The 15,734-nt window shown below is 71.7% G+C and carries 1 protein-coding gene (running past one end of the window); it reads right to left on the reverse strand.

Annotation, left to right across the window (positions count from 1 at the left end):
• A protein-coding gene (locus tag ABT160_RS08155; RefSeq protein ID WP_351645060.1) for a non-ribosomal peptide synthetase crosses the window boundary here: on the reverse strand, positions 1-15,734 show its 3' portion. Its footprint extends 1,228 nt past the window's final position; the window shows 15,734 of its 16,962 coding nt (coding positions 1,229-16,962); its start codon lies beyond the right edge, outside the window; its stop codon occupies positions 1-3.

Here is a 15,734-nt window from a genome sequence, read left to right on the forward strand (position 1 = left end):
TCAGTCCCGCTCCGCCAGCCAGGACTTCACTGCCGTCCACACCTCGGCCAGCGTCTCGGGCTTGGCCATCTCGTAGTGGGTGCACGGAACACCGGCCTCCGTGATCTCGCCCGTGATGTGGGGCGCCCACAGTTCGCTTCCGGAGGGCCCGTCCCCGGGCCTGCTCCGCTCGGCCACGATCAGCAGCGCGTCGCCGTCGAAGCGCCCGTGCTCGTGGCGGGCCCGGATCGTCCGGTGGTTCTGCAGGATGCGGGCGAACCTCCGGTACTCCTCCTCGGTGGCCGCGCCGAGCGCGCCGCCCGCCTCCCGGCGGACGACCTCGATCAGCTGGTCGACCTTGGCGTCCAGGTCGACCTCGACCTCGTCGGCCTGGTCGGCGGCCCCGTCCCGCTGCCACGGGTACTGGTCGAGGACGACCAGGGCCGAGACCTCCTCGCCCGCCTCCTGCAGCTGGACGGCCATCTCGTGGGCGACCGCCCCTCCGTAGGACCAGCCGAGCAGCCGGTAGGGGCCGCTCGCCTGGACGGTGCGGAGCTGCGCGACGTAGTCCGCGGCCATCTCCGTGACGGAGCCCGCCGGTTCGGAGGTCCCGTCGAGTCCGCGCGCCTGGAGTCCGTACAGCGGGACGTCCGCCTCGACGTGGCGCGCCATCGGCATGTAGCACCAGCTGAGGCCGCCCGCCGGGTGGACCAGGAAGAACGGCGCCTGGTCGCCCTGCTCCCGGATCGGCAGCAGCACCCCCAGGGCGTCGCGGATGGAGGACAGGCTCATCCGCTTCATCAGCTCGGTGACGGTCGGTGCGGCGAACAGGTCGCGCACCGCGATCGACACGCCGCGCTCGCGCAGCGCCTCGACCAGGCGCACCGCGAGCAGCGAGTGGCCGCCCAGGGCGAAGAAGTCGTCGTCCACGCCGACCGTGTCGACGCCGAGGACCTCGGCGAACGCCGCGCACATGTTGTCCTCGAACGACGTGACCGCCCAGTTGGCCTCCTCCGTGCCCGCCGCGCCGTCCGGGACGGGCAGGGCCTTGCGGTCCAGCTTCCCGTTGGGCATCAGCGGCAGCCGGTCCAGGACCACCACGGCCGCGGGGACCATGTAGCCGGGCAGCCGGTCCTGGGCCGTGGTGCGGGCCTCCCGCGCCAGCCGCTCGCGGTCCTCGTCGCCGAGGTCCGCGCCGCCCGTCACGGGCACCGCGTACGCCACCAGGCGCTGGTCGCCCGGGGTGTCCTCGCGGACCAGGGCCACCGCCTGGCCGACCCCGGAGTGCGAGGCGAGGGCCGCCTCGATCTCCCCGAGCTCGACCCGGAAGCCGCGGATCTTGACCTGGTCGTCGGAGCGCCCCACGTACTGCAGGTCGCCCCCGGCCGTCCAGCGCACCACGTCACCGGTGCGGTAGATCCGCGCGCCCGGCGCCCCGAACGGGCTTGCCACGAAGCGGCCTGCCGTCAGGTCCGGGCGGCCCAGGTAGCCGCGCGCCACGCTGTGCCCGCCGATGTAGAGCTCGCCGGCCACGCCCGGCGGCACCGGGGAGAGCGCCGCGTCGAGCACGTACACCTGGGTGTTGCCGATCGGGCCGCCGATGCTGGTCCAGTCGGCGTCCTCCCCCGCCAGCTCCTTGGCCGTCGACCAGACCGTGGTCTCGGTCGGGCCGTAGAGGTTGGTGAGGGTGGGCGTACGGGACAGCAGCGTGCGGGCCAGGTCGCTGGGCAGGGCCTCGGCGCCGATCATGGCGCGCACCCGCGTCCAGTCCACCGGGTCCTCGGCGTCGGCGATCAGGCCGCGCCACAGGCTGGGCGTCGCGTGCACGACGTTCGCGCCGGTGGAGCGGATCAGCGCGCGCAGCGCCCACGGGTCGAGGACCTGCTCCTGCGAGGCGAGGACCATGCGCGCCCCGTTGAGGAAGGGGAGGTAGAACTCGAAGCCCGCCATGTCGCAGCCGTGGGTGCTGACCGCGAGCAGCCGGTCGTCCGCGCCGAGGGCGAAGCGGTCCTGCATCGCCGACAGGAAGTTGACGATGGCCCGGTGCTCGACGAGGACGCCCTTGGGCCGCCCGGTGGAGCCGGAGGTGTAGATGACCCACATCGGGTGCTCGGGCCGCAGCGCGGCCGTGCGCTCGGCGTCGGTGACCGTGCCGTCCGCGAGGGCGGCCAGGTCGCGGACCGTGTCCGCGCCGTCGAGCAGCAGTACGGGCACCTTGGGCCGGTGCTCGGGGGCGGCCGGGCGGGCGTCCAGGTCGGCGGCGGTGAGCACGCAGGCCGCGCGGGAGTCCTCGATGACGTACGCGATGCGGTCGGCCGGGTAGGCCGGGTCGATCGGCAGGTACGCCGCACCCGACTTCACCACGCCGAGCAGCGCCACGACCAGGTCCACCGTGCGCTCGAACACCGCCGCGACGACCGTCTCGGGGCCGATGCCGCGCCCCGCGAGGAGGCGGGCGAGCCGGTTGGCCCGCGCGTCCAGCTCCGCGTAGGTCAGCTCCACGTCGCCGTGGACCAGGGCGACCGCGTCGGGCGTGCGGGCCACCTGGGCCTCGAACAGCTCCACGACGGTGGCGTCCGGCACCTCGGCGGCGGTCGCGTTCCACTCGGTGAGCAGCCGGGGCCGCTCGTCCTCGCCGAGCACGTCCACCTGGGCGAGGCGGAGGGCCGGGTCGGCGGCGAGCTGCGCGAGCACCCGGTTCAGGCGCTCGGCGATCAGCCCGACCGACGCGGGGTCGAACAGGTCGGCGGCGGCGACGAGCGAGCCGCGCAGGCCCGCGGGCGCCCCGTCGGCGTCGTACAGCTCGGCGACGCTGACGTCCAGGTCGAACTTGACGACCGCCTCGGACACGGTGGTCCCGGTGCCCGCCGCCGGCGCGCCGCGCCGGGCCCGTACGCCGTCCAGGTCGAGGACGGCCTGCTCGTTGTTCTGGAGCAGCAGCATGACCTGGAAGAGGGGGTGGCGGGCCATCGAGCGGGCCGGGGCGAGCTCCTCCACGAGCCGCTCGAAGGGCACGTCGGGGTGGGCGAACGCGCCGAGCCCCGCCTCGCGCACCCGGTCGAGCACCTCCTGGAACGTCGGGTCGCCCGCCAGGTCGGTGCGCAGGACGAAGGTGTTGACGAAGTAGCCGACCAGGTCGTCGAGCGCCTCGTCGGTACGGCCCGCGATGGCCGAGCCGATCGGGATGTCGGTGCCCGCGCCGATCCGCGAGAGCAGGACCGACAGCGCGCCGTGCAGCACCATGAACATGGTCACGCCCTCGGCGCGGGCCAGTTCGGCCAGCTTCGCGTGGACCTCCGCCGGGACCTCCAGCGGCACCCGGTGGCCCCGGTGCGAGGCGGTCGCGGGCCGCGTGCGGTCGAAGGGCAGCTCCAGCTCCTCGGGCACCCCTCCCAACGCCTCGCGCCAGTACGCCACCTGACGGCTAATCAGGCTCTCCGGGTCCTCGCTGTCGCCCAGGACCTCGCGCTGCCACAGCGCGTAGTCCGCGTACTGCACGGGCAGCGGCTCCCAGTCCGGCGCCGCGCCGCGCGAGCGGGCCTCGTAGGCCGCGGACACGTCCCGCGCCAGCGGCGCCCACGACCAGCCGTCACCGGCGATGTGGTGGACCACGACGACCAGCACGTGCTCTTCGGTCCCAGCCCTGAACAGCCAGGCCCGGACGGGGACTTCGCTTGCGAGGTCGAAGGTGTACGCCTTCGCCGCCGCGACCGCCCCGGGCAGTTCGTCCGCCGTCACGTCGACGACGGACAGCTCCCAGGCGAGGTCCTCGGCCGGGACGATCCGCTGGTACGGCTCGCCGTCGGCGACCTCGAAGACGGTACGGAGCACCTCGTGTCGGCCCAGCAGGTCGCGGAAGGCCGCGCCCATCGCGTCCGCGTCCACCGCACCGGCGAGCCGGGAGGCGACGGGGATGTTGTAGGTGGCGCTGGGCCCGTCCATCTGGTTGATGATCCACAGCCGGCGCTGTCCGTACGAGAGCGGGAGCCGCTCGGGCCGCTGGCGTGCCGTCAGCGCGGCCCGCGCCGTCCGGGCGCCGGGCAGCCGCTCGGCGAGCCCGGCGACCGTGGGCGCCTCGAACAGGGCGCGGATCTCGACCTCGACGCCGAGCACCGCACGGATCCGGCTCACCAGCCGCACCGCGAGCAGCGAGTGACCACCCAGCTCGAAGAAGTCGTCGTCCACACCGACCTCGGACAGACCCAGCACCTCGGCAAAGGCCAGGCACAGGATCTCCTCCCGCAGCGTCGCCGCCCGACGACCACCCGCCGCAAGCGACGACGCGTAATCCGGAGCCGGCAACGCCCGCCGGTCCAGCTTGCCGTTCCCCGCCAGCGGCAGCGCGTCAAGCACCACCACCGCCGACGGCACCATATGCTCCGGCAACCTCTGCGCCACGAACTCACGGAGGGCGGGAACCAGTTGGATCTTCTCGTTCTCCTCCAGGTCATCGGCCACGACGTAGGCGACCAGACGCCGGTCACCGGGCACGTCCTCACGGGCGATCACCGCCGCGCCGTCCACCAGCGGGTGCGCGGTCAGGACGCCCTGGACCTCGCCGGGCTCGATGCGGTAACCGCGGATCTTCACCTGGTCGTCAGCACGACCCAGGAAGACCACCTGACCGTCCGCCGTCCACTTCGCCCGGTCACCAGTGCGGTACATCCGCTCCCCGGCGACGAACGGGCTGGCGACGAACCGCTCGCCCGCCAGGGCCGCGCGCCCCACGTAACCGCGGGCCACACCGGCACCGGCCACGTACAGCTCACCGGCCACCCCGGGCGCCACCGGGGCCAGGTGCTCGTCCAGGACGTAGAAGCGGGTGTTGGCGATCGGGGTGCCGATCGGCACGACACCGCGAGCGGTGCGCTCGGCGGTCAGTCGGGTCGTGGCGACACCGATGGTCGTCTCGGTCGGCCCGTAGTGGTTGTGGACCTCCACACCGCGCTCATCAGCAGCCGCGATCAGCTCCCGCACGAACGCGACCGGAGCCGACTCACCACCCAGGACCAGCGACCGCCCCGGCAGGACACCCGCGATGCCTCCCGCCGACGCCAGCGCCGCCAGATGCGAGGGAACCGCCTTGAAATGATCGATCCGGTGCTCGGCCAGGTACGCGGCCACCGCGACCGGATCCGTCACCGCACCCTCATCCAGGATGTGCAGCTCACCGCCACTGACCAGGCTCGCGAACACGACCGTGTTGCCCAGGTCCGTCGCCTGCGCCTGGAGCAATGCGTACCGCGCACCCACACCACCGAAGCCGACGCGGGCGGGCACGGAGGCCGTGTAGTTGGCCAACCCGCCATGGGTCACCGCCACGCCCTTGGGCTGACCCGTCGACCCCGACGTGTAGATCACGTACGCGAGCGAGGTCGGGTCCACCGTGCGACCCGGCGCCTCGGTGGAGGCCGCCGCGAGCTGCATCTCCACGAACGTGTCGTCGAGGGCCACCAGACGCGACCGCCCGGCGGGCAGCTCGTCCAGGATGTCCTCGGTCGTCAGCGCCAGCGCCGCACGGCTGTCGCGCAGCATGTACGCGATCCGGTCCGTCGGCTGCTCCGGGTCGATGGGCAGGTAGCCCGCGCCCGCCTTCCACACGCCCAGGATCCCGGCGATCATCTCGGCACCGCGCGGCAGGCACAGGCCGACCACGGTCTCGGCCCCGATGCCCTGGCCGATGAGGTAGTGCGCGATGCGGTTGGCACGGGCGTCCAGCTCCCCGTACGAGAGCGACCCACCATCGGCGACCAGCGCCGGGGCGTCCGCGATCCGCGCGACCTGTGCCTCGAACAGCTCGTGAACCAGCGGGAGTTCGACATCCGTGGACGTGTCGTTCCAGCCGGACAGGACGCGCAGCCGCTCCACCTCGTCCATCGCCGGGACCGCGCCGAGGCGCGTCTCCGGGGCGTCGGACAGCAGGTCGAGGACCCGCACCCAGGCCGTGGCGATGCGCTCGGCCCACTCCGCGTCGAACAGGTCGGCCGCGACCGTCACCGAACCGCGCAGCCCGGCCGGGGCCCCTTCGCCGTCGTACGCCTCGCCGACCATCACGTCGAGGTCGAACTTGGCGGCGCGGGTGCCGGTGGACATGCCGCCGGTCCACACCACGGGCGCGTCCAGAGCGTCGAGCCCGGCGCTGACCGTGTTCTGCTTGGTCAGGACGACCTGGAAGAGCGGGTGGCGGGCCATCGAGCGGGCCGGGGCCAGCTCCTCCACCAGCCGCTCGAACGGCACGTCCTGGTGGGCGAAGCCCGCGAGGCCCGCCTCCCGCACCCGGGCGAGCAGCTCGCCGAACGCCGGGTCGCCGGACAGGTCCGTGCGCAGCACCTGCGTGTTGACGAAGCAGCCGACCAGGTCGTCCAGCGCCTCGTCGCCGCGGCCGGCGTGCGCCGAGCCGATCGGGATGTCGACACCGGCGCCCAGCTTGGAGAGCAGGGTCGCCAGGGCCGCCTGGAGGACCATGAAGACGGTGACGCCCTCGTTCCTGGCCAGTTCCACCACGCGTGCGTGCACGGCGGCCGGGACGTCCAGCGGCACGCTGTGCCCGAGGTGGGAGGCCGCCGCCGGGCGGGGCCGGTCGAACGGCAGGTCCAGCTCTTCGGGCGATCCGTCCAGCACCTCGCGCCAGTAGTCGAGCTGACGGGAGATCACACTCTCGGGGTCGCCCTCCTCGCCGAGCAGCTCGCGCTGCCAGAGCGCGTAGTCGGTGTACTGCACCGGCAGCGGCGACCACTGCGGGGCGGCACCGGACACCCGCGCGGCGTAGGCGGTCGCGAAGTCCCGGGCGAGCGGGGCGCGCGACCAGCCGTCACTGGCGATGTGGTGGACGAGGACGACGAGGACGCGTTCGGTGTTGTCGGTGGTCGTGGTGTTGTCGGTGGTCGTGGTGGTGTCGGCCGCCTTGGTCGTCTCGAAGAGGGTGGCGCGGACAGGAACTTCGGCAGCCAGGTCGAAGGCGTACCGCGCCGCTTCGGCGACGGCCGCCTCGAGCCCTTCCGGCTCCACCTGGACGACCTGCACGTCCCATTCGAGGGTGTCCGGTTCGAGGATCCGCTGGTACGGCTGGCCGTCCGCGACCTCGAAGACCGTACGCAGCACCTCGTGGCGGCCCAGCAGGTCGCGCAGGGCCGCGTTCAGGGCGACCTTGTCCACGTCACCGGAGAGACGTACGGCGATCGGGCTGTTGTAGGTGGCGCTCGGGCCCTCCAACTGGCCGATGAACCAGAGGCGTTGCTGGGCGAAGGAGAGCGGGATGCGCTCGGGGCGCTGTCCGGCGGTCAGCGCGAGGCGCGCCTGGCCGGCACCGCCCAGTGCGGCCGCGAGACCGGCGACGGTCGGCGCGTCGAACAGCGCACGCAGCGGAACCTCGACGCCCAGCACCGTCCGCACCCGGCTGATCAGCCGCACCGCCAGGAGGGAGTGACCTCCCAGGTCAAAGAAGTCGTCGTCAACGCCGACGCTCTCCAGACCCAGGACCTGCGCGAACACCGAGCAGAGCAGCTCCTCCCGGAGCGTGGCCGGTCCTCGGCCTCCGCGCGCGGCGTACTCGGGGGCGGGCAGGGCCTTGCGGTCCAGCTTGCCGTTGGCGTTCAGCGGGAGGCCGTCCAGGACGACGACCGCCGACGGAACCATGTACGACGGCAGCCGGTCCGATGCGAAGACGGTGGTACGGGTGGCGAGTTCGGCCTGGTCGTCGTCCGCGGACTCCTCCGGGACGACGTACGCGACGAGGCGCTTGTCTCCCGGCACGTCCTCGCGCGCCACGACCACGGCCTGGGCGACCTCGGGGTGCGCGGCGAACGCCGACTGCACCTCACCCAGCTCGATCCGGAAACCGCGCACCTTGACCTGCTCGTCCGCACGGCCCAGGTACTCGATCTCACCGTCCTGGTTCCAGCGGACCACATCACCCGTGCGGTACAGACGACCGCCGGAGGAGGAGAAGGGGTCGGCGACGAAGCGCTCACCCGTCAGCTCGGGACGGTTCAGGTAGCCCCGGGCCAGGCCCGCACCCGCGAGGTAGAGCTCGCCCGCTACCCCGGTGGGGACGGGAGAGAGGGAGCCGTCGAGGACGTAAGCGCGGGCGTTGGAGATCGGCCGGCCAATCGGCACCAGGCCCTCGACCTCGCTGTCGGCGTACCAGGCCGTCGCGTAGACCGTGGCCTCGGTCGGACCGTAGATGTTCGCGACCCGGGCACCCGGGATCGCCATACGGATCCCCGCGACCGCGTCCGCCGTCAGGGCTTCACCGGCCAGCACGACGGTGCGAGGACGGGCCTGGATGTCGCCTGCGGCCACCATCTGCGCGAACGCCGACGGCACACCGCTGACCAGACTCACGTCACCGATCCCGGATCCGGAATCGGCCAGAGCGAGCAGGTCGCCGACCACCTCGACGCTGCCGCCGCAGACCAGCGGACCGAACAGCTCGAAGACCGAGACGTCGAAGTTGAACGACGTCGAGACCAGGACCCGTCGGAAGTCCTCACCGCTGAACTCGGCCGCGGCCCAGCCCAGCAGGGCCGCGACGGAACGGTGCTCGACCACCACACCCTTCGGACGACCCGTCGAACCCGACGTGTAAATCACGTACGCCGGGTGCTCCGGACGGAGATCCCTCAAGGGCGTGGTGGGCTCAAGTGCACTGATCTGTACGGCAGTCCGCTCCTCGTCGATGACGACGAGGGTGGCATCCGAGGCAGGCACCGCAGCCGCCGTCGCCGTAGAGGCGATCACCGCGACCGGTCGGGCGTCGTTCAGCATGTACGCCACACGGTCCGCCGGATACGACGGGTCGACAGGCAGGTACGCGCCTCCGGCCTTCACCACCGCCAGCAGAGCGACGACAGCCTCGACCCCACGCTCCAGACACACACCCACCAGCGCATCCGGCCCCACACCCACACCCTGCAGATGACGCGCCAACTGGTTCGCGCGGCAGTCGAGTTCACCGTACGAGAGCCCCACACCACCCGACACCACCGCCAGCGCCTCCGGTGACCGCGCCACCTGAGCCTCGAACAACTCCGGCAACGAGCCGGTCGCCGTCTCCACAGCCGTGTCGTTCCACTCGACGAGCACCTTGTGGCGCTCGTCGGCGTCCAGGACCTGCACCGCGCTCAGCGGCACGTCCAGGCCGTCGGTCAGGGCGATGTCGAGGGCGGCCACCAGGTTGTCGGCCGCCGTGCGCACGAACTGGCCGACCGTCTCCGGGTCGATGGGCGCGACCGCGTGCACCGCGAGGGAGATGCGGTCGCCGTTGTCGTCGACCGAGACCATCAGCGGGTAGTTGGTGCGCTCCTCGAAGTAGACGCGGCGGATGCCCGAAAGGCGCTCGTCGCGCGGCGTGGACGGCTCGGCGGCCGGCTCCGCACCGCCGCTGTTGTGGCGGTAGTTGAAGAGCGCCGTGAACAGGGGGGCGTCCCCGGTGACGCCGCTCGCCTGCTGGGCCACCGTCAGCGGCGCGTGCTCGTGTTCGAGCAGTTCCGCGAGCTGGCCGCGCATCGCGGACACGGCGGTCAGGACGCCGAGCTCGTCGGTGCGGACCCGCACGGGAAGGGTGTTGAGGAAGGGACCGGGAACCCGGTCGGAGCCCGTACCGGCGTTCATGCGGCCGAACAGGACGGTGCCGAAGACCACGTCCTCACGACCGCTCACCGCCGCCAGCACCCGGGCCCACGCCAGGTGGAGCAGGGTCGCCGGGCTCGCGCCCAGGCGGCGCGAGACCTCCCGCAACCGGGTGTGCAGCTCGTCGCCGAAGACCACGCGGGACCGCGTGGTGCCGGAGCCGTCACCGTGGACGTCGACCAGGCCGAACGGCGCCGTCGGCTCGGTGACGTCGCCGAGGAGCTCGGCGAAGTACCGCTCGTGCTCGCCCGCGTCGACCCCGGCACGCGCCTGGGCGACGAAGTCGCGGAACGGCAGGGGCTCGGCGAGCCCGGCCTGCTGTCCGCCGAGGAAGGCGTTGACCTCCCCCATCATGACTTCCAGGGCTGTGTGGTCCTGCACCATGTGGTGGATGCGCACCAGGGCGAGCCACTGGTCACCGTCACTGTCCGGAACGGCAGCCATGTGGACCCGGATGAGGGGGGCCGTACCGAGGTCCATCGAACCGCCGCCGGCCGCGAGCAGCCGCTCGACGGGGTCGCCCGCGCCGGGCGCCAGGGTGACGTGCTCGACGGGGAGCGCGGCGCGCCGCCGCACGACCTGGACCGGCTCGCGCAGGCCCTCCCACACGATCGAGGTGCGGTAGATGTCGTGGCGGTCCACCACGCGCTGAACGGCGTCGAGGAAGGCGTCCAGCAGGTCACGGGAGTCGAACTCCACGACCGTCGGCATCACATAGGTGTCCTCGCCGCCCTCCGCGAGGAGGTGGTGGAAGAGCAGGCCCTCCTGGAGCGGGGCCAGCGGATAGACGTCCGCGATGTTGGCCGCGCCGCCCTCGACGGTGGCCGCGATCCGCTCGATCTCGGCCCCGGTGAGGTCGACGAGCGGCAGCATCTCGGGCGTGATCGCGGTGGCCCCCGCCGGGATGAGGTTGGCCGGGACCTCGACCTGCTCCGCGCCCGCCGTGGCCGCGAGACCCGCGGGCGTCGGGGCGTCGAACAGGGCCCGGACGGAGACGGACACGCCTCGTGTACGGAGCAGTGCGACGAGGCGGATGGCGAGGAGCGAGTGCCCGCCGAGCCGGAAGAAGTCGTCGTCCACGCCGACGCTCTCCAGGCCCAGCACCTCGGCGAACGCCCCGCACAGGATCTCTTCGCGTGCGTTGGACGGACCGCGCCCTGAGCCGGTCACGTACTCGGGGGCCGGGAGGGCCTTGCGGTCCAGCTTGCCGTTCGCATTCAGCGGGAGGGAGTCCAGGACGACGACCGCCGACGGAACCATGTACGACGGCAACCGGTCGGACGCGAAGACGGTGGTACGGGAAGCCAGCTCGGTCCTGTCGTCCGTGGACTGCTCCGGGACGATGTAGGCGACCAGGCGCTTGTCGCCGGGCACGTCCTCGCGTGCCACGACCACGGCCTGGGCGACCTCGGGGTGCGCGGCGAACGCCGACTGCACCTCACCCAGCTCGATGCGGAAGCCCCTCACCTTGACCTGCTCATCCGCACGGCCCAGGTACTCGATCTCGCCATCCTGGTTCCAGCGGACCACATCACCCGTGCGGTACAGACGACCGCCGGAGGAGGAGAACGGGTCGGCGACGAAGCGCTCGCCGGTCAGTTCGGGGCGGTTCAGGTAGCCACGGGCCAGGCCGCCACCGGCCAGGTACAGCTCACCGGGGACACCGACCGGAACGGGGGAGAGAGTGCCGTCGAGGACGTACGCACGGGCGTTGGAGATCGGCCGGCCGATCGGCACCAGGCCCTCGACCTCGCTGTCCGCGTACCAGGCCGTCGCGTAGACGGTCGCCTCGGTCGGACCGTAGATGTTCGCGACCCGGGCACCCGGGATCGCCGTACGGATCCCCGCTACCGCATCCGCGGTCAGAGCCTCACCGGCCAGCACCACCGTACGAGGACGAGCCTCAATGGCCCCCGCGGCCACCATCTGCGCGAACGCCGACGGCACACCGCTGACGAGGCTGACGTCACCGATCCCGGATCCGGAATCGGCCAGGGCCAGCAGATCGCCGACCACCTCCACGCTGCCGCCGCAGACCAGCGGACCGAACAGCTCGAACACCGACACGTCGAAGTTGAACGACGTCGAGACCAGAACCCTGCGGAAGTCCTCACCACTGAACTCGGCCGCGGCCCATCCCAGCAGAGCCGCCACGGAGCGGTGCTCGACCACCACACCCTTCGGACGACCCGTCGAACCCGACGTGTAGATCACGTACGCCGGGTGCTCCAGGCGGAGCTCTCTCGACGGAGCCGTAGCCTCAAACCCGTTGATCTGCGCGGAGGTCCGCTCCTCGTCGATGACGACGAGGGTGGTATCCGAGGCAGGCACCGCAGCCACGGTCGCCGTAGAGGCAATCACCGCGACCGGACGCGCATCATCCAGCATGTACGCCACACGGTCCGCCGGATACGACGGATCAACGGGAAGGTACGCACCCCCGGCCTTCACCACCGCCAACAGCGCGACAACGCTCTCGACCCCACGCTCCAGACACACACCCACCAGCGCATCCGGACCCACACCCACACCCTGCAGATGACGCGCCAGACGATTCGCCCGGGCCTCGAGTTCACCGTACGAGAGCCCCACACCACCCGACACCACAGCCACCGCCTCCGGCGACCGCGCCACCTGAGCCTCGAACAACTCCGGCAGAGAGCCGGTCGCCGTCTCCACAGCCGTGTCGTTCCACTCCACCAGCACCTGACGCAGACCCGCCTCGTCAAGCACCTGCACCGCACTCAGCGGCACATCCTCCTCACCCTCAAGCGCCGTCTCCAGCGCCGCCACCAGATTCCCGGCAGCCGTACGCACGAACTCGCCCACCACACCCGGATCGATGGGTGCGACGGCGTCGACGGCCAGGGTGAACAGGTCGCCGTTGTCGTTGACGGAGACCATGAGCGGGAAGTTGGTGCGCTCCTTCGTGAAGACGGCGCGCATGCCCTCCATGCCCTCGTGGCGCCGCTCGTCGGCGCGTTCCTCGGCGCTGCGGCCGGGGTTGTGCCGGAAGTTGAAGAGGGCGGTGAACAGCGGGCTGTCGCCGGTGACCCCGGAGGCGCGCTGGGCGACGACGAGCGGGGCGTGCTCGTGCTCCAGGAGCTCCGCGAGCTGGCCGCGCATCGCCGCGACGGCGGCACGGACGCCGGAGGCGTCGGTGCGGACCCGGACCGGCAGGGTGTTCATGTACGGGCCAGGGACCTGGTCGGCGCCTTCGCCGGCGTTCATGCGGCCGAACAGGACGGTGCCGAAGACCACGTCCTCGCGGCCGCTCACCGTCGCGAGCACCCGGGCCCAGGCGACGTGCATGACCGTGGCCGGGCTGGCGCCCAGCCGGCGGGAGACGTCACGGAGCCGTACCGTCAAGTCCTCGTCGAACGGGACCACTTCGCGTACGGCGTCGGCTCCATCGCCACGTACGTCCGCGATGCCGAACGGGGCGGTCGGCTCGGTCACGTCGCCGAGCAGCTCGGTGAAGTACCGCTCGTGCTCGGAACGCTCGACCGCACCCCGCGTCTGGGCGACGAAGTTGCGGAAGGGCAGCGGCCGGGCCAGCTCACGGCCGCGTCCGGCCAGGATCGACTGGACCTCGTGGAAGACGATCTCCAGGGCGGTGTGGTCGCGCACCACGTGGTGGGCGCGCAGCAGCCCGAGCCAGCGACCGGTGCCGGGGACCTGAGCGGCGTGCATGCGGATGAGCGGGGCCTCGCCGAGGTCCATGCGCAGGCCGCCGGCGGCGAGGATCTGCTCGACGGGGTCGCCCCCGTCGGCGTCGAGCACCACTTCGGTGACCGGAAGCGTGGCGTTGCGCCACACCACCTGGACCGGCTCGCGCAGACCCTCCCACACGATCGAGGTGCGGTAGATGTCGTGGCGGTCCACCACCTGCTGGAGCGCGTCCGTGAACGCGTCGAGGCGGTCGCGTGCGTCGAACTCCAGCACGGTCGGCATGACGTAGGCGTCGTCGCCGCCGTCGGCGAGCAGGTGGTGGAAGAGCAGCCCCTCCTGGAGCGGGGCCAGCGGGTAGACGTCCGCGATGTTGGCCGCGCCACCGTCGACGGTGGCGACCACCCGGTCCAGCTCCTCGGCCGTCAGGTCGGCCAGGGGGAGCATCGCGGGGGTGAGGGCGGTGGCGCCGTCCGGGATGAGGTTCCCCGGAACCGTGACCTGGACCGCCCCGGCGGAGGCCGCGAGGCCGGCCGGCGTGGGGGCCTGGAAGAAGGCGCGTACGGAGACGGAGACCCCGCGCTTCTGGAGGAGGGCGACCAGGCGGATGGCCAACAGGGACTGGCCCCCCAGCTCGAAGAAGTCCTCGTCCACGCCCACGCTGTCCACGCCCAGGACCTCGGCGAACGCCGCGCAGACGATCTCCTCACGCGCATTCGACGGACCACGACCCCCCACCGAAGCGACGTGCTCGGGGGCGGGAAGGGCCTTGCGGTCCAGCTTGCCGTTCGCCGTCAGCGGCAGCGCGTCCAGCACCACCACCGCCGACGGAACCATGTACTCCGGAAGACTCTGCCCCACGAACTCGGCAATCGGGGTGGTCGGCTGCGCGTCCTGGACGACGTACGCGACGAGGCGACGGTCACCGGGACGGTCCTCGCGGACCACGACGGCGGCACGGGTGACCTGCGGGTGCGCGGCCACGGCCGCCTGCACCTCACCCAGCTCGATACGGAAACCCCGCACCTTCACCTGATCATCGACACGCCCCAGGAACACCAGCTGACCATCGGCCGACCACTTCACGCGGTCACCCGAGCGATACATCCGTACACCCGCCTCGAACGGCGACGCCACGAACCGCTCAGCCGTCAGGTCAGCACGACCCACATAGCCCCGGGCCACACCCGCACCCGACACATACAGCTCACCCGCCACACCCACCGGCACCGGACGCAGCCACTCATCAAGAACGAACACCCGGGCGTTGGGCACCGGACGGCCCACGACCACCGACGCAGAGTCCGCGAGCCGCGCGATCGCCGTGTCCACGGTGGCCTCGGTCGGACCGTAGAAGTTGAACCCCTCCACACCATCCAGACCCCGCAACGACTCCCACAACCCAGCCGGAACCGCCTCACCACCCACACCAATCCGACCCGGACGCCACTCCCCATCGAACAGACCCTCATCCACCAGGACCTGCAGATACGACGGCGTCACCTCAGCAAAATCGATCCGCGACGCCCGCACCCACGCCACCAGACGCCCCGCATCCAGCCACGTCTCCCCATCCACCACATGCAACGCATGACCAGCAAACAGAGCCGACAACTGATTCCACGACGCATCGAAGGACACCGACGTCGTCAACGCCACCCGCAACGGCACCGCAGAAGCAAACACCGACCGCGCATGCGCCTCACACAGAGACACCACACCCCGATGCGCAACCACCACACCCTTCGGACGACCCGTCGACCCCGACGTATAGATCACATACGCCGCAGAATCCGGACGGATGTCCAGGCCAAGGGCCTCGGACGACTGTGCCTCGACAGCCGCGGCCGTCGCCGGCTCGTCCACCACCAGCACATCCACCGAAGCAGAGGACACCACGGATGCCGTAGCAGCGGACGCGATCACCACGGCGGGCTTCGCGTCGCCCACCATGTACGCCAGCCGCTCCCCCGGATACTCCGGATCCAGCGCCAGATACGCACCCCCCGCCTTCAACACCGCCAGCAGACCCACCACCAACGACGCACCACGCTCCAGACACACACCCACCAGCACATCCGGACCCACACCCAGACCCACCAGATGACGCGCCAGACGATTCGCCCGCACATCCACCTCGGCGAACGACAACTCCTCACCACCAGACACCACAGCCACCGCACCCGGCGACCGCACCACCTGACCCTCGAACAGCTCCACCAGCGAACCGGCCACCACCTCAGCAGCCGACCCACCCCACTCCCCCAACAGCCGACCACGCTCGACCTCGTCCAGGACCGGAACGTCACTGATGCGGGTGTCGGGCCGTGCGACCAGGAGCTCGATGGCGCGGGCCCAGTGGCCCACGATGCGCTCTGCGGTCGTCACGTCGAAGAGGTCGGCGGAAGCCACCACCGAGCCGCGCAGGCCGGCCGGGGCGCCGTCGCCGTCGAAGA

The organism is Streptomyces sp. NPDC001941 (genome assembly GCF_040296945.1).
In the GTDB taxonomy this organism is placed as follows: domain Bacteria; phylum Actinomycetota; class Actinomycetes; order Streptomycetales; family Streptomycetaceae; genus Streptomyces.